General features: G+C 59.3%; 11 protein-coding genes. 4 read left to right on the forward strand and 7 right to left on the reverse strand.

Features of this window, described 5'->3' with window-relative positions; all coding sequences use genetic code 11:
- Positions 1-11 precede the first annotated feature (11 nt).
- Positions 12-2,141 (reverse strand): TonB-dependent receptor, encoded by a 2,130-nt coding sequence (locus ERE07_RS12230; protein WP_130009132.1) that lies wholly within the window; start codon positions 2,139-2,141, stop codon positions 12-14.
- Between the two features lie 64 nt (positions 2,142-2,205).
- Entirely contained in the window at positions 2,206-2,595 is a 390-nt protein-coding gene (locus tag ERE07_RS12235) for a DUF2946 family protein (protein ID WP_167670870.1), read from the reverse strand.
- A 299-nt stretch (positions 2,596-2,894) separates the two neighbouring features.
- On the opposite strand from ERE07_RS12235, the gene ERE07_RS12240 reads away from it, so the two are divergent.
- Positions 2,895-3,296 carry an ATP synthase subunit B family protein gene (locus tag ERE07_RS12240; protein ID WP_130009134.1) on the forward strand — a complete coding sequence of 134 codons (402 nt, stop codon included), beginning with the start codon at positions 2,895-2,897 and terminating at the stop codon, positions 3,294-3,296.
- Positions 3,297-3,412: 116 nt separating this feature from the next.
- Here the strand turns inward: ERE07_RS12240 and ERE07_RS12245 are convergent, their stop codons facing one another.
- A complete protein-coding gene (locus ERE07_RS12245) occupies positions 3,413-3,991 on the reverse strand; it encodes a DJ-1/PfpI family protein (protein WP_130009136.1) in 579 nt (192 codons plus the stop codon).
- 92 nt (positions 3,992-4,083) lie between these two features.
- Positions 4,084-6,321: a TonB-dependent siderophore receptor gene (locus ERE07_RS12250; protein WP_245153687.1), complete on the reverse strand. Its 2,238-nt coding sequence runs from the start codon at positions 6,319-6,321 to the stop codon at positions 4,084-4,086.
- A 282-nt stretch (positions 6,322-6,603) separates the two neighbouring features.
- On the opposite strand from ERE07_RS12250, the gene ERE07_RS12255 reads away from it, so the two are divergent.
- The 3 genes from ERE07_RS12255 to ERE07_RS12265 are packed head-to-tail and all read left to right on the forward strand — an operon-like array spanning position 6,604 to position 10,446.
- Positions 6,604-7,638 (forward strand): ABC transporter substrate-binding protein, encoded by a 1,035-nt coding sequence (locus tag ERE07_RS12255; RefSeq protein WP_130009140.1) that lies wholly within the window; start codon positions 6,604-6,606, stop codon positions 7,636-7,638.
- Between the two features lie 23 nt (positions 7,639-7,661).
- A complete protein-coding gene (locus ERE07_RS12260) occupies positions 7,662-8,747 on the forward strand; it encodes an ABC transporter ATP-binding protein (RefSeq protein WP_130009141.1) in 1,086 nt (361 codons plus the stop codon).
- A gap of 10 nt (positions 8,748-8,757) precedes the next feature.
- Entirely contained in the window at positions 8,758-10,446 is a 1,689-nt protein-coding gene (locus ERE07_RS12265; protein ID WP_130009142.1) for an ABC transporter permease, read from the forward strand.
- A 24-nt stretch (positions 10,447-10,470) separates the two neighbouring features.
- Here ERE07_RS12265 and ERE07_RS12270 read toward each other — a convergent pair whose 3' ends face one another.
- Genes ERE07_RS12270 through ERE07_RS12280 form a run of 3 tightly spaced genes read right to left on the reverse strand, consistent with a single transcriptional unit; the run spans position 10,471 to position 16,273 of the window.
- Positions 10,471-11,952, reverse strand: a complete 1,482-nt coding sequence (locus ERE07_RS12270) for an efflux transporter outer membrane subunit (RefSeq protein WP_245153688.1) — start codon at positions 11,950-11,952, stop codon at positions 10,471-10,473.
- Complete coding sequence (locus tag ERE07_RS12275) at positions 11,949-15,092, reverse strand: efflux RND transporter permease subunit (protein ID WP_130009144.1); 3,144 nt, start codon at positions 15,090-15,092, stop codon at positions 11,949-11,951. Before ERE07_RS12275 ends, ERE07_RS12270 begins: the two co-directional genes overlap by 4 nt.
- Positions 15,089-16,273: an efflux RND transporter periplasmic adaptor subunit gene (locus ERE07_RS12280; RefSeq protein ID WP_130009145.1), complete on the reverse strand. Its 1,185-nt coding sequence runs from the start codon at positions 16,271-16,273 to the stop codon at positions 15,089-15,091. The genes ERE07_RS12275 and ERE07_RS12280 overlap by 4 nt, the downstream gene beginning before the upstream one ends.
- Positions 16,274-16,404 lie beyond the last annotated feature (131 nt).

Below are 16,404 nucleotides of genomic sequence, written 5' to 3' on the forward strand. Positions count from 1 at the left end.
TCAGCCACCGATTAAAAGCGATAGTTGGCGGTAAGCTCGAACCGGCGTCCCGGCCCCTGTAGCCACTGAGTCTGGTTGTAGTAGGCCGTCTCGGCATAATGCCGGTCGAAGATATTGAAACTGCGCAAGGCAAGCGTCAGATCGGGCCGGGGCGCCCACTGCACTGCCAGATCGGCGGTGGTATAGGCGGGCAGTTCCAGCGTATTGGCGCGATCTGCATAGCGCTTGCCTACATAACGCAAGCCTGCGCTAGCCGTCCAGTGTGGCTGAAAACGCCAGCTGAGCCAGACGTTGGCCAAGCGTTGCGGTACATCGGTTGGCACGTTGCCGCTACGCGAAACTGCTGTCCCGTTCGAGGCATCCACAAAATCATCGTAGCGCGCGCGCAGAATGGCGGCATTTGCATCCAGACGCCATGCGCCCAGATCCAGCCCCACGGTGGCTTCCAGCCCCCGCGACGATTGCTGGCCGATCTGTACACTTTTGCTTGGATCCGCAATATCTCGTGTCAGCAGGCCGTTCTTGACGATGCGATACGCGGCCAGGGTCCACTCTCCCTGGTCGTCCCAGAAGCGCTGCTTGATTCCGACTTCCCATTGCTTGCCCACAGACAGGTCGAAATCCTTGGTGGAGGGCGACATCATCAGTAGTGAGCCGACCGAATCTGCAGCTTCGGAATACTGAACGTACACGGCCAGCCCGGGCAGGATGTCGTAGACGCTGCCCACGCGCCACCCGACGTTGGAAAAGGATTGATCGAAAGAGGTGCCAGCGCCGGCCAGATCACGTCGGGAAAGATTGATGTGGTCGTAGCGCAGGCCGGCCAACACCGACCAGGCATCCGTCAGTTCGACGCGATCTTCAGCAAACAGGGAGTACTGGCTTGCCTTGTTTCGATAACGTGGCGTGGCGGGAACGACATCGATAAACTCACCCCGATCGGCCCCATTAGGATCAAGATACGATACGCCGCCATAAGGCGAGTTGTTGCTGTGTTTGAAATGACTGCGGTTGACATCAAACCCCAGAGACACCTGATTTTTCAGGCCAAACAAGTGGGTATCGATGCGCACGTCGGTGGTATTGCCTGTCTGCGATTGCTGATGCCGAATGTCGGTATAGCTGCTACGCTTTATCAAGCCGCTCGCAGGCAGATAATCATAGTATTCCGCGTTGCGCCAATGCCGTTCGCTGTCTATCTGATAAAGGCGGCTTCGCACCGTCACGGCATTGTTCGGCGTCCACAGCGCCGACAGCTCGGTCCACCGATCACGAAAAGCAATGACGGCATCGTCGACATTGAAGTTCTTGTCGCGCAGCGAATCATCCTGCTCGCCATCGACCAAGGGCACGCCAAAATAGCGCATCGGCTTTTGCCAGCCTTGGGCGTGGCTCAGCGTGAGATTGAAATCCGGCGACACATCCATCGTCAGCGCACCGGAAAAAGTCAGATTGCGGCTGTCGCCCATATCCACCCAGCCGTCCGACCGGTTGCCGCTGATATCGAACCGATAGGAAAATCGATCATCGATCGCGCCTCCGCTACCCCAGGCCAAACCTTGCGTGTTATCTGTGCCCAGCCGAGCCTGGATTTCATTGTCGACGGGGCCGCGCTGCGGCTTCTTGGGCACGATGTTGACTACACCGCCTATTGCGCCTTCGCCATAGATCACGGCCGCTGGCCCGCGCAGTACTTCTACACGTTCTACAGACCAGGTATCAAACGGAAAGGTAATGCCCACACCGCCGTACTGGCGCATACCATCGTAGAGCTGCATGACGGAGTTGGAACCCGTAAAACCACGGGCGGACAAGGCCTCACCGCCATTGCCCGGATGGCCAATGTGGCTCAATCCCGGCGAACGGCTGACCGCATCAGACAGGCGGCTGTCGCCACGCTGCTCCAGTTGTTCACGCGTAATGACGGTCACACTTGCAGGTGTTTCCAGCGGGGTGAGATCCAGCCCCGATCCGGTTGAGACAGCCGTATCGAGTGTCAGGCTGCCGGCGGCACGTATCGAAATCGCGGGCAATTGGGTGATGGGCTCGGCCGCGTGGGCCGCGCGCACATATAAGACAGGCTGCAGCAGGCAGCCCAAGGACGCGGCGATGAACGCCGCGCGCACAGGAAGGCAATGCATGAGAAAACCTCGAGTATCTGTTATCCAAGGCCGACGCAAACCCGCGTCGGCATATAGCGACAAATCAGGCGAGGTTGTAAGGCGGAGCGCGTGACCCTAGCGGAGGCCCAAGTGGGGGCAGCGGTGGGCGAGTTACAAAAACAGCGCCCACTGGCGTGAATCGGGCGTAGACGGCGGCAACAAGCTGCGGCATGTCCGGCATAAGCATGGCCTGGCTGGCCATCAACCCATAAGGACACGTATCGCCGCGCGAAATATCCTGATCTGCTTTCTTATCGCCGGGTGCATCGATCTGCAGGAAGGATACGCCGCCACCGGCCGTGCACAAGGTAAGCAGCAACTGACCATTACGCAACGCGCTGGTGTCCGGCATATAGCCAATAGGCATCAAAGCGCGACACACAAACGCCAACGCCGTCAGCCACAGCACGAAGCGGTGGACGGTCAGGGACATTGAAGCGTGCGCGCGGCCGACTAACATAGACGCGATGCTAGCACACTGAACGAACGCAATGGCGCGCATACACAGCGTAATCCCCTAGATGCTCAGATGTAAAAGTGTTTGATTGAAACAGTCAAACTCTGTATAAAATAGTCATAGGCTCTGCGGAATACTCATTTTTATAACTACCTGCAACCGCGGCCTCACTGGCTTCTCCAAACCATCGGAAACCTGAGCCGGCTGCCTGCGGCTTTTCGCAGCGCTTTACATACGGCCCACGAATACTTCCAAGCCGCTACAAGGAGTAGACAATGTCAGAACGAATGATGAACAACTGGGAAAACTTCAAGCCCAGTAAAACGCTGTGGTTCTGGTCTTGCGCAGGAACCGCGGCACTTACCATGATCATTGGCTTCACGGCTGGCGGCTGGGTGACCGGCGGCACGGCCACTGAACAGGCCCAGGCCTCTACCAAACAAGCGGTCGCACAATTGGCGGCCAACATCTGCACAAACCGGTTCAACGCTGCACCCGATGCCAGTGCCAAGCTGGCGGCGCTAAAGGAAACCGACTCCTGGAAGCGTGACACCTTTATTGAGGAAGGTGGATGGGTGACCTTTGCGGATACGCAAAAGCCCGTAGCGGGCGCTGCGGAACTTTGTGCCAGTCAGCTTCTTGCGGCCGACACAGCAACCCCAGTAAAAGGGGTTTGATTCCCTGCTCAGCGCGCACGCGGACCTGATTCGGGCCCGCGTGCATGAACCATGCGCCGGCGGCTTGGCGCACCGTTAATCACGCATGCGCATGACTCGACATGGCGCAGGCAAGTTCAAGGTTCTATCTTGGTTCCCAGCACCTTCAGGAACTGGGCCATCCATGCTGGATGTGCCGGCCATGCAGGCGCGGTCACCAAGTGGCCATCGGTGTGCGCCTGATCGATGGCAATGTCGGCATATGTGCCGCCAGCCAGCCTGACCTCGGCAGCGCACGCAGGATACGCTGAGCAGGTCTTGCCCTTGAGAATACCCGCCGCAGCGAGGATCTGTGCGCCATGACACACGGCGGCGATCGGCTTCCTGTTGTCGTCGAAATAACGGACGATGTCCAGCACCTTGTCGTTCATGCGCAGATACTCTGGCGCGCGGCCGCCCGGAATGACCAACCCGTCGTATTCTGCAGGATCCACTTTGTCAAAATCATGGTTCAACGCAAAGCGATGACCGGGCTTTTCGCTGTAGGTCTGTGCGCCTTCAAAATCGTGGATGGCGGTTGCAATGCTATCGCCCGCCTTTTTGTCTGGACAAACGGCGTGCACGGTATGGCCCACCGTCAACAATACCTGGAAGGGAACCATCGTCTCGTAATCTTCGGCGTAGTCGCCGACCAGCATCAAGAGTTTCTTTGCCATGACAGGCCTCTGTATTCTGTGTTGGAGGAACGTCTATAGTAACGAGACTTGGCCGACGAACAAAGCCTGTCGGCCGGACAGTCAGGCAGAGATCAGAAGCGGATATCCATCCCCGCTTTCAAATAACGGGGCGCGCCGTAATAAGACGACGGGCTGGCCGTGGCATAGTATGTTTTGTCGAACACGTTATACATATTGACGTAGGCCGACACCTGCTTGTTGATCTCGTATCGAGCCATCAAGTCCACCAGCGCGTAGCTCTTCTGAGTAAGGCGCTGTTTGGCTGGCCCCAGGTCGTCCGCGTAGATGCGGCTCTGCCAGCGCAGGCCGCCCCCTACGGTTAGGCCTCTGCCTATCTCCGGGAATCGATAGGTGGTGAACAACTTGAAGGTGCTTTGCGGAATATCGGTGTTAAGCGGGTCATCGTTTCTGTCTTTGGTGAGCGTGCGTCCGTAGCTGGCGGCGGCCTGCCAGTTGGGCGCAAGCTCACCGGCCAGTTCGATTTCAAAACCGCGTGAGCGCGTGCCTGATTCGGCACGATAGGCCGCGGAGCCATCGGGGGCAAACTCACCGGGGATGGCTACGGCCAGGTTATCCTGCTTGACGCTGAACAGCGCAGCGCTGACATTGAGCCGCTCCTCAAGAAACGCGCCCTTGAGGCCGACTTCGTAGCTATTGCCCAGCAAGGGCTCGATGTAATCCCCATTGATGTCCTTGTTGGTCTGTGGCTTGAAGATGCTGGTGTAGCTGGCATAGGCAGACCAGCTGTGATTGATGTCATACACAATCCCGGCATAGGGCGTGAACTTGTCGTTTTCGGCACGGTTTACCGAGCTGACGGTGCCGCTGCTGTAGGTGAGCGTGTCTTTGTCGCTGCGCCAACTGGTCATGCGGCCACCCAGTATGAACGACAGTGAATCCGTGGCTCGCAAGCGCGTGGTCGCGTAGGCGCTGGTGAGCTTTTCCCGCAGGCGACGCTCGCCTGTTGCGGGATTGTTGGGCGCCGCGGGATAACGGCCATCCCAGTTGTAGATGTCCGGAATGGCGCTGCTCCAGTCGTCGAACCACCACAGGTTGTAATTGGTCGTATCTTCGCTGGTGCGTGTAGCAGTCGCCCCGACCACCAGATCGTGCGTTCTTCCGAACAGCGTGAAGGGTCCGGTGGCATAGAGGTCCAGACTGTCCTGCCTGGGCTTGCCTGCCCAACGGCCTGCCCACAGGTTAACGCCAGCCCCCGTCACACGATCGGGATATCCACCCGCTGCATAGCCAAGTACCTCGTCGTACTCGGTCACGCCACGGTTCAAGGTGCCTTTGACCCGCCAGTCGTTATCGAAACGATGTTCCAGGGAGGCGAAGATCGAGTAGTAGTATCGATCGGAATACGCCCAGTCTGCGGCGGCGGAGTCCGAGCGATCCCAATCGACACGCCCGCCATCTGCATAAAAGAGTGGGCGCCCGGAGCGCGCATGCCCGGTTGCACGCTGATCCTGGACTGAAAATCCGAGCGTAGCCAAGGTTTGCGATGTGAGGTCCGCCTCGACAATGCCGTAGAACAGCTTTTTGCGTTCCTTGAGTCGATCAATGAACGAGCGGTTTTCCTGCCAGGCGGCAACCAGCCTGCCCCGCACGGAGCCCGATTCATTGAACGGCGTGGAAATATCGGCTTCGCCGCGATAATAATCCCACGACCCGGTTTCCACCTTGACGCCCGCCTGGAAATCGCGTGTAGGTTTTTTTCTTATCATATTGATCGTCGCGCCGGGAGATCCTACACCGTTCATCAGACCCGTAGCACCACGCACGACCTCAACCCGGTCGAACATGGCCATGTCGCTGGTTTGGGCAAGATCGGTATAGCCGGTGTAGTTTAGGCCCACCCCATCAATCTGATAGTTATCAACCTGGAAACCCCGCGCGTAAATCGGACTGGAATCCGACCCCATATTGCCGCCCCCGTCCAGAATGAGGCCGGGTGTCTGGACAATAACGTCAGTCAATTGTGTAAGGCCCTGGTCGTCCATGCGCTGGCGCGTCATGATGCTGACCGATTGCGGCGTTTCCCGCGGCGCCAGCCTCAGGCGGGTGGAGGTATTGCTCGAGTCGCTGGTATACGAATTGGTACCCTCGGTGGTTCCATCCGCTTCGGCATGGCCCTGCACCTTGACAGGGGCCAACTGCACCGCGGTGGCGGATACCGCCGAAGCCTGCTGGGCGCCCGCTACAGCGGGCCATAAGGTACACAACCCCAGCAGTACCCACCCCTTCCGACGGCCGAGCGATGGACGACCATCTGCCTTGGCCGTGCCAGCGCAGGTCAAGATGTTCATGAAAACTTCCCCATAGATAGAATAAAAACGGTGCGGCGCCTGGAGCATCTGGGCACTCTCAGGGATTTAGTTTGATTATTGATCCTGAATGATAATAATTATCACTTGAATTATCAATACTTATTAATGAATGAGCAAATAAGCGACTGAAAAAATCGGGGATACAAGCGGCTATCGTTTCTGAACGCTGGTCAACGCTTATTGATAAGTATCTCGCCACGGTCTACCATCTGCTCAAAGAAGGCCTGTAACAAACAGGCCAAATAACCCGGAGCGAGACCCATGAAAATCATCGACCGCAGACATTTTCTGAAACTGGCCGGCGCCGCCGGCCTGACCGGCCTGCCAGGCTTTGCACCGCTGGCCCGAGCGGCCGATGCCGCCTTGATGGAAAAAGCCAGGGCACAAGGCAAGGCGGTGTTTTACGCCAATATCACTGCTGTGCAGCCGATTATGGATGCCTTCGAAAAGGCCACCGGCATCAAGGGCGAATATACGCGCGCATCCAGTTCCAAATTCATCCCGACCATCCTGACCGAATTTAACGCGGGCAAACTGCTGGCCGACGTACTGCAGTCGCCTCAGCCCATGCTGGAGGTTCTCAAGGAACAAGGCGTGCTGGCGTCCTACCGCTCGCCGGCGACCGAAGGCTATCCGGACTGGGCCGTCAAGGATGACAGCATTACGCTTTTTGGCATCGAATACGTATCCTATTTGTTCAACACCGATCACTTGAAGAAAGCGGATGCGCCCGCCCGCTACGAGGATCTGGCCGATCCCAAATGGAAGAATCAGATTGTGATGGCCAACCCGGCCAACCATCCCTCCACGATTGCCTGGCTGGTCGGCCTGAAAGAAAAAGTGTTCAAGAGCGAAGACGAATGGATGGCTTTTCTCAAGGGGCTGGCGGCCAATCAGCCTATGTTTGTGGCGTCATTTGGCCCCACGCCCGCGCCAGTCGAAAGCGGCGAAAAACTCATTGGCATATCCATGCCCAAATACATTGTGACCAAAGCGCCCGCGCCGCTGGACTGGGGCCCTCGCTCAGGTCAGCCTCTGCTGGGCACCTCACGCGCGATCGCGTTGACATCCAAGGCGCCTCATCCTGAGGCGGCACGCGCGTTCATGGATTACTGGCTCAGCAAGGAAGCCATGGGTCTGCTGGCCAAGGATGTCGGCGAATATGTGCTGGCGCCTGGCGTCTTCCCCGCCATTGAGGGCATAGACAAGGTAGAAGTTCTGCCCGTGCGCGACCTGTCTGACGAAGACCTGCAGAAATGGGGCCGTGAATTCGGCAAGATCTTCAATACTCGCTGAACCCGCCGAAGAAAGAACTGACGATGGAAATACGGATCGAGGGTCTGTGCAAGCACTACGTCTCTGAAGGAAAAACAGTCAAGGCGCTCGATCATGTTGACCTGACCATTCCTGCAAACGAGATCTTCACACTGCTGGGCCCTAGCGGCTGTGGCAAAACGACGCTGCTGCGCTGCATCGTCGGGCTGGAAACACCCGATGACGGCGAGATCAGCATTGGCGGCGAAGTGATGTGGTCGCGCGCAAAGGGGATTGCCATACCGCCCGAAAAGCGCGGCTTGGGCATGGTGTTCCAGACGTATGCGATCTGGCCGCACATGAGCGTATTCGACAACATTGCCTATCCCTTGCAGATCAAGGGCGAGCGCAGGGAGGTGATACGCGAGAAAGTGGCGCGCACGCTGCGGTTTGTCCAGCTCGAAGGCGTCGAAAAGCGTTCCGCGACGAAACTGTCAGGCGGCCAGCAACAGCGCGTGGCACTGGCGCGTGCGCTGGTCGCGGAACCCAAGGTTATTCTGTTCGACGAACCGCTCAGCAATCTGGACGCCAAGCTGCGGGAAGAGACACGCAAGGAACTGCGCAGTTTCATGAGCAAGCTGAACATCACGGCGGTCTATGTCACTCACGATCGCGTTGAGGCGCTGGCGCTGTCAGACACGATCGCTGTCATGCGGGCGGGCCACATCGTCGAAAAGGGTTCACCCCAAAAGATCTATTTCAATGCCGATCATCGCTTTGTCGCAGACTTCATCGGCCGTGCCAACCAAATAGAAGCCATTGTGCAGGGCAATGAGCATGGCCTGACGATTGTCCAGACCGGCATGGGCCTGATCCACTGCCAGGCGCGTGATCTTGCGGTGGGGAGCAAGGCAACCTTGTGCATCCGTCCCGAGTTCATCCGCGTTACCAGCAAGGATCGCGATGAGGGCCAGAATATCATTCAGGGCAAGATAGAAGCGCTGGAGTTCGTGGGCGAAGTCTACGAAGCCGACATCCGTATCGGCCAGGAACGATTGTTGGCGCGTATAGACCCAGACGTCGACATGGCGCAAGGAGAAGAGGTGAGCATCAGCCTGAATCCTGCCCACTGTCTCTTGCTGTCCGCGTGAAGGACGGGCCATGAATCAATCGCGCCCTGCCCTGACATGGTCGCTCATTGTCATTGTCGGTTTCCTGACGCTCTGTCCGGTGCTGATGTTGCTGCTCGGCAGTTTTTCCCAAGGGTTGACGGCGTTTGGCAGCTTTACGCTGAGCAAATACGTCAAGGCGTATACCGACCCCTTCCTGCTTGAGGTCACTTTCAATACGGTGGTGTTTGTGCTGGGGTCGTCAGTATTCTCGACGGTACTGGCTTTGTTCCTGGCCTACCTGAACACACGTACGAACATCCCTTTCAAGCCCGTCTTCACGGTACTTTCCATTGTGCCGATGATGATCCCCCACCTGCTGTTCTCGGTAAGCTGGGCGCTGCTGCTCAACCCTTCCAACGGGCTGATCAATCTCGCGCTCAAAGATGTATTCGCGCTGGACAGCGCGCCGTTCAACATCTATTCGCTATGGGGCATGATATTGGTGGAGGGTTTGCTGAACATGCCCATTGCCTATCTGATCATTGCACCGGCCATGGCATCGTTCGACGTGTCGCTGGAGGAGTCCTCACGCGTATTTGGCGCCGGCATCTGGCGCACGCTGGTTCGCGTAACGCTGCCGGTGCTCAGGCCAGCCATTCTTGCCGCCTTCATCCTTGGCGTGGTGCGCAGCCTGGCCTCTTATGCGGTGCCCCGCGTACTTGGCATGCCGGGCCGCGTCGATGTACTGGCCACTTATCTCTACGAAATGATTTCCACGGGCTTTGCGCCGGATTACGGCCAAGCCGCAGCGCTGGGCATGAGTGTACTGTCTGCCTCCATCGCGCTGATTGTCGTTTACCGGGCCTTGACGGCCGAAAGCGGAAAATATGTGACCATATCGAGTCGTGGCTTCAAGCCCACAGTCATTGAGCTGAAGCGCGCGCGTACACCACTGTTCATCATCGTGGGGCTGCTGTGCCTGCTGATGATTGTGCTGCCGGTGGCGGTGCTGCTGTACACCTCTTTCGTCCCCTATTCCATGGTGCCCAGCGCGCGCGCATTTTCCATGATGAGCTGGAAACACTGGACCGACGTCCTGCAGGATCCGCTCTCTTTGCTTGCTTTGAAGAACAGTCTGTTCCTGGCAATCGTGGGGGCAACGCTGGGGGTACTGCTGTCGCTGTTCGTGGCCTATGTCATCGTCAAGCTACGCACGCGCGCGGCTGCGCTGCTGGAATCGCTGAGCTTTCTGTCTTTTTCGTTTCCGGGCATTGTGATCGGGATCGGCTTCATGTGGTTTTTTGTGCAGACGCCGCTCTACGCAACGTTGACGGCATTGCTGCTAGCCTATATCGCCGCTTATCTTCCCTATGGCATCAGGCCATTGGCCAGCGCCTTTGTACAAGTGCATGCACATCTGGAGGAATCATCGCAGGTCTGCGGCGCCAGCCCCCTCACCACCATGCGCCGCATCATTGTGCCGTTGCTCATTCCCGGCGTGGTCTCTGCCTGGATATTGATGGCCACCATGTTCATCCGCGAACTGACTGTATCCATCGTACTCTCCCGGCCAGGCACTGAAGTGCTGGCGGTACAGATCCTGAGCTTTGCCGATGATGGCCTGTGGGGGAAACTGTCGGCCCTGGGGATCATCATGATTTTGATTTCCACCACGCTGGTGTTGTTGGCCCAATATACCGGGTACCGATTCAAACAACGGCAGGGTGCAGGCCAATAGACCCGGCGCGGTGAAAGGGCCGGCTCAGGGCGCCGCCCCCATGGCATGCAAGAGCCTGGCCGTGTCCAGCATGCGCAGCGTCTTGTAGCGCAAGGCATCCAGCTGCGCCTGTGCCGCCTGCCGCGACATGGCCCGCGCCGCCGCCGGCGGCAACGCACCCAGGCTGACCTGCTGGCGTGTATTTTCGAACTGTTCCTGGGCGGCGTCTTGCGCTGCGTCTGCCTGGGCCAGCGACAGGCTGCCCTGCTCCAGCGACGCAAGGGAATCCGCGACCTCCTGAAACGCTGACAACACCGTATTTTTGTACTGAGCAACGGCTGCCTCGTAGGTTTGCGCCGCCGCCCGCCGCTGTGCGCGCAATGCACCGCCGTGGAACACCGGTGCGGTGATGCCTGAGGCCAGGCTCCAGATCGCGCCGGCCCCCGACGTTGCCGTGCTCCAATCAAAGCCGCCGCGCCCCATGGACGCAGAAAGCGTAATACGGGGGAACATATTGGCAGTGGCCGCCCCCACATCGGCCGCAGCCGCCTTGAGCGCCGCGTCGGCAGCCTGAACATCAGGCCGCGAGGCCAGCAGGGCCGACGGCACCAAGACCGGAAGCTGCGCGGGCAACACTAGCGAATCAAATTTCAGCGCAGGCGGCGCCTGATTCGGCGAACGACCCAGCAGCACCGCCAGCGCATGGCGGGCGGCCAGTGCCCGCGCGTTCAATTCCGGCAACTGCGCAGAAAGGGCGGCGGCCCCTCGGCGCGCATCGAGCACAGAAGAACGAGACGCCGCACCCAACGCGTGCTGGCGAAGGGTGTCAGCCTCGTCTTTGCGCGAGAGCGCGATCAAGTCTTCGAGTATGCCAATCTGCGCTTGCCGGCCGGCCAGACTGATGGCCCCGGATACCACATTGGCTGCCACGGCATTGCGGGCGGCCTGCAACTCTGCCGCCTGCTGCCCGACACGATCCGCCAGCGCCTGGTTCTTGTAGCGGTTGGCGCCAAACAGGTCAAAGGTGTACTGCACCTGGGCCTGCCCTACGAAGGTGTTGTACAGCGATGTGGGCGGCAAGCCTTCTATGGGCAAGCCGAGATCCCGCTGCCGCGCCGCCTGGGCGCCGATATCTATGGAGGGCAGGCGAGTGGCCCCAGCCTGCGCCGACCATTGCTCCCGTGCCGCCTCAAGCCTGTGCCGGGCCGCTGCCAGATCCAGATTGCCTGCCAGAGCTTCGTCGACCAGGGCATCAAGCTGGGCCGATCCATAGCGCTTCCACCACTTCGTGACAGGCTGCGTGGCATCGACGAAATACTGGGTTTCTCCGTTGGCAGGCACCGTCTGCGCGGGGGTGGGCATCACGCCATAATGCTCCGGCGATCCCAGTTCCGGCGGCTGGCCGCCAGGGCCAAAGGCGCAAGCGACCAGCGTGCCGCATAAGGCGACCGTAGCCAAAAGGCGCATGGCCGCCGTGGGCAGGCAATATGGCCGAGCGGTCGGGGAAGGTTGAATGAATTGTTTCATGATGATTGCCCAGCCTGATTCTGTGCTTCGGCGGTTTCATCGGTGCGTACGCGGAACATCAGGGCGTACAAGGCCGGCAGTACAAAGACTGTCAGGATGGTTGCGCTGGTAATGCCACCCATCAACGCCGTGGCCATGGGGCCGAAGAAATCACTGCGCAGCAAAGGAATCAGCCCAAGCACCGCAGCAGCAGCCGTCAGCGTAATGGGACGAAAGCGCCGCACTGTGGCATCGACCACGGCGTCGAAGCGCTTGTGGCCCGCGGCGATGTCCTGCTCGATCTGGTCCACCAGGATGACCGAGTTTCGCATGATGATGCCAAACATGGCGATCACGCCCAGCATCGCGACGAAGCCAAACGGCTTGCCAAACAGCAACAGCGTTGCGACCACACCGATCAGGCCTAACGGCGCCGTGACCACAACAAGCATGACGCGCGAAAAGCTCTGCAGCTGGATCATTAACAGCGTGAGAACCGCAACCACCAGGAACGGCATCTTGGCAACAATGGAGGCCTGGGCCTTGCCGCTGCCTTCCACAGAGCCTCCGACATCAATGTGATAGCCCACGGGCAGATTGGCGCGCAGGTCAGCCAGCTTGCTGTCAACCGCTTCGGTAAGGTCTATACCCTGCACACCGGGCTTGACGTCGGCACGCACGGTAATGGTCGGCTGCCTGTCGTACTCCCAGATAATGGCGTATTCCATGCCCTCTTCCATGTGGCCCAGCGCACCCAGGGGAACGGGGCCGTTTGGCGTGGGCAGCGCGAGGTTCATCAGCCTGGCGGGATCCCCACGTTCGGTATCTGGCGCCCGCAGATCAATGCGTATGAGTTTGTCGGCTTCTCGGTATTGCGAAACGGTGTAGCCCGACAGCGTCATGGCCAGAAAGTCTGCGATATCGCGTGAGCTCACGCCCAGCCGCTGCGCGGCCTGGTGATCCACGACAAAGCGCGAACCGCGCGCGGAGGGTTCATCCCAATCGAACTGCACATCGATAGCGCGCCCATCATTGCGCATGACATTTGCCACTTGCTCCGCCAGTTTACGTACGGTAGGGATGTCATCGCCACTCACGCGAAACTGCACCGGAAATCCTACCGGCGGGCCCGACTCCAGCCTGGACACCCGCCCCCGCAGCGCCGGGAACTGGTCCTGCAGTACCGGATCGAGCCATAGCTTGAGCGCCTCTCGATCTTCAATCGACTTTGCGGTAACCACAAACTGCGCAAAATTGGGGGAAGGCAATTGCTGATCCAGGGGCAGATAAAAACGAGGCGCGCCAGTACCGACAAAACTGAAGAAATGGTCGATTTCGGCCCGCTGATCCAGCAATTTTTCCAAGCGCTCCGCCTGTTCCAGCGTGGCGGAAAATGACGCGCTTTCGCGCAGGCGCAGATCCACCAGAAGTTCGGGTCGGGCAGAGTCCGGGAAGAACTGCTTGGGGATCAAGCCAAACCCCGACATCGCGACCACGAACAGTACGCCAGTGAGCGCCAGTACCAGCACACGCCTGCCCACACACCAGCGCAGCCATCGGCGCAAACGCGTGTAAAAACGCGAGTTGTAGATATCGTGCTCGTCGACCTCGTGGTTGGCTTGCGCGGCGGCGTGGCCTGTCGGCAAGGGCCGAGGCTTGAGCAGCGCATAGCCCAGCAATGGAATCAAGATCACCGCCGCCAGCCAAGACACCAACAAGGCAATGGCGGAGACTTCGAAAATCGATCGCGTGTATTCACCGGTGCTGGATTCGGCCAGGGCAATGGGCAAAAACCCCGCGACCGTCACCAGCGTTCCGGTCATCATGGGAAAGGCCGTACTGGTATAGGCAAAGGCAGCCGCGCGGACGCGATCCCAGCCCTGCTCCAGCTTTACCGCCATCATTTCGACCGCAATAATGGCATCATCCACCAACAGGCCTAGCGACAGTATCAGTGTGCCCAGGGAGACCTTGTGCAAGCCTATGCCCAGCCAATACATGAACAAGGCTGTCAGCGCCAGCACAACAGGGATGGATATCACCACAATCATGCCCGTTCGCAACCCCAACGACACCAGGCTGACAAGCAACACGATGGCAATGGCTTCGCCTACGGAGCGCAGAAACTCGTCGACTGAAGCGGACACCGCCAGGGGCATGCTGGACACTTCCTCAAGGGCAAGACCGACAGGCAGCGATGCTTTCAGCTCGGTCACGACCGAGCCAAGGTTCTGGCCCAGCCGCACCACGTCATAGCCTTCGCTGGCCGTCACGCCTATGCCCAGCACGGGTTGGCCCTGAAAACGCATCTGGGTTGACGGCGGATCGACATAGCCGCGACTGATCCGGGCGATATCACCCAGCCGCACCACCTTGCCGTCTACCTGCAGAAGCGTGTCGGCAACAGCCTCCAGATGGTTGAACTGTCCGGTGGGCCGCACGAAAACACGGTCATGCGCCGTGGTCACGACGCCTGGATCGGCGACCGCGTTCTGAGCGGCGATGGCTTGCCCTATCCGTGCCGGAGACAAACCGGACTGCGCCAGGACAGCATTGGGAATTCGGATCTCAATGCGCTCTTCCTGATCGCCAAAGTAATCCACCTTGGCCACGCCCGGCACGCGCAGCAGCACATTGCGCAAGGTATCCGCCTGGTCGCGCAACTGCGCAGGCGAAAAGCCATCGCCCTTGAGCGCAAAGATATTGGTGTAGACATCGCCAAACTCATCATTGAAAAAAGGCCCGTGTACACCTGCTGGCAGCGTGGCGGCCACATCTCCGATTTTCTTGCGTATCTGGTACCACTCATCCGACACCTTGTCCGCGGGCGCGGATTCTTCCATGAAATAAAAGATGGTCGACTCGCCGGGCCGGGAATAGCTGCGGGTATAGTCGCGCCGCGACATCTCCTGCAAGGTACGCTCGATGCGGTTGGTGACCTCTTCCTGCACCTGCTGCGCCGTGGCGCCAGGCCACATGGTCTGGATCACCATGACACGAAACGTGAAGGGAGGATCCTCGGATTGCGCCAGACGCAGTCCGGCAAGCGCGCCGGCTATCGTCAGCATGAGGATGAAATACACCATCAGCGCCCGATGCGCGATCGCCCATCTGGACAGATTGAATCCCGTGGCGCGCTCCTCCTGGCTGCGAGCGCTCATGGATGCGCCCCGGCGCGCTGTTGGGCGCCCGTTGCCACCGGATCTGCTCGCCTTGCGCGTTCGACAGGCGTGGCAGCGTCACTGGGTTGAACGACACGGACCTCTTGGCCCGCACTGACAGTATGCACCCCCTGCGCCAGCACCCGTTCCCCCGGTTCCACGCCGCCCGATAACGTGACCGTGTCGGCGCCATAGGCAGCTATGGTCACGGCGCGCAAGGCCAGGGTGTTCTCCTGCACTATCCAGACAGCGGGGTTGCCATCGTCATGAAACAGGGCAGTGGCCGGCAACGTGATCCTGCGCGTATCGCCACTCGCTTGCAGGGTATCGGAAGTGTCGAATCGTACCGTTGCTGTCATGCCCAGACGAACGTGCGGCGTGGCCTCCAGCAGCCGGAGCTTTACGCGGAAACTGCGGCTCATGGGGTCGGCCGCAGGCGCGATTTCGCGCACCGTTGCGCGGTAAGGCTTGCGAGGAAAGGCGGTAAGTTCCACTGTGGCCGACTGGCCCACATCCAGCATGCCCACCTGGCGTTCCGGCACATCGCAGAGGACGTCCATCTCGTCGCCCCAGGCCAGGGTGTACACGGGTTGGCCTGCCGAGACGTTTTGCCCCGTCTCGGCCTGCTCTGCAGTGATGATCCCTTCATGCGCAGAGGTCAGCCTGGCATAGGCTACGCGGTCTGCCGCGAGCGCCTGGGCCTTTTGCGCCTGGGTAAACTGGGCCTGGGCTTGCGCGTAAGCGTTTCGGCTTTGCTCGAGCTGTGCCTGCGAGATCAAGTCGGCGCGCGCCTGTTTCTGGTCTCTTTGCCATTGCTTGGTCGCAAAGGCCAAGCCTTGACGCGCAGCATCCAGTTGAGCCTGCGTGCTATCCAGATTCAGTTGGAGAGGCTGGACATCGAGTTCGGCCAGGACCTGCCCCGCCAGCACCCGATCACCTACCCCCACAGTGCGGCGGATAATCTTGCCGTTTACCCGAAATGACAAGGGCGTGGACGCTCTGGCGTCGATCTGTGCGGGTACTTGCCAAGTGTGTGCGCCCGCATCATAGGCAGCCACGACCGTTGACACCGGCCTGGGCCCGGCCTGCTCGGATTCCTGTTTGCTGCAAGCGATCAGAGAAACGGCACAACACATAGCCAGCAAAACGCGGTAAACGGGCGATACGGCATAGGCATTCATGGCAGGCAAACTAGGAAAGTGGCAGAGCATCGGGGTGGCGCCAGTCAGCACACACTTGAAAACGCTGTTGAGCCCAGATAGGGAATGAACGTCAGAGTTTATTGCAATACAATAATGACTTCAAATGCAGA

It is taken from the genome of Allopusillimonas ginsengisoli, from assembly GCF_004153455.1.
Classification (GTDB): Bacteria; Pseudomonadota; Gammaproteobacteria; order Burkholderiales; family Burkholderiaceae_B; genus Allopusillimonas; species Allopusillimonas ginsengisoli.

What these genes read in the sequence shown, in the direction of transcription:
- ERE07_RS12280 (WP_130009145.1), bottom strand. Translation starts at nt 16,273, where the DNA reads ATGAATGCCTATGCCGTATCGCCCGTTTACCGCGTTTTGCTGGCTATG.
- ERE07_RS12240 (WP_130009134.1), top strand. Translation starts at nt 2,895, where the DNA reads ATGTCAGAACGAATGATGAACAACTGGGAAAACTTCAAGCCCAGTAAA.
- ERE07_RS12275 (WP_130009144.1), bottom strand. Translation starts at nt 15,092, where the DNA reads ATGAGCGCTCGCAGCCAGGAGGAGCGCGCCACGGGATTCAATCTGTCC.
- ERE07_RS12265 (WP_130009142.1), top strand. Translation starts at nt 8,758, where the DNA reads ATGAATCAATCGCGCCCTGCCCTGACATGGTCGCTCATTGTCATTGTC.
- ERE07_RS12235 (WP_167670870.1), bottom strand. Translation starts at nt 2,595, where the DNA reads ATGTCCCTGACCGTCCACCGCTTCGTGCTGTGGCTGACGGCGTTGGCG.
- ERE07_RS12255 (WP_130009140.1), top strand. Translation starts at nt 6,604, where the DNA reads ATGAAAATCATCGACCGCAGACATTTTCTGAAACTGGCCGGCGCCGCC.
- ERE07_RS12260 (WP_130009141.1), top strand. Translation starts at nt 7,662, where the DNA reads ATGGAAATACGGATCGAGGGTCTGTGCAAGCACTACGTCTCTGAAGGA.
- ERE07_RS12245 (WP_130009136.1), bottom strand. Translation starts at nt 3,991, where the DNA reads ATGGCAAAGAAACTCTTGATGCTGGTCGGCGACTACGCCGAAGATTAC.
- ERE07_RS12230 (WP_130009132.1), bottom strand. Translation starts at nt 2,141, where the DNA reads ATGCATTGCCTTCCTGTGCGCGCGGCGTTCATCGCCGCGTCCTTGGGC.
- ERE07_RS12250 (WP_245153687.1), bottom strand. Translation starts at nt 6,321, where the DNA reads ATGAACATCTTGACCTGCGCTGGCACGGCCAAGGCAGATGGTCGTCCA.
- ERE07_RS12270 (WP_245153688.1), bottom strand. Translation starts at nt 11,952, where the DNA reads ATGAAACAATTCATTCAACCTTCCCCGACCGCTCGGCCATATTGCCTG.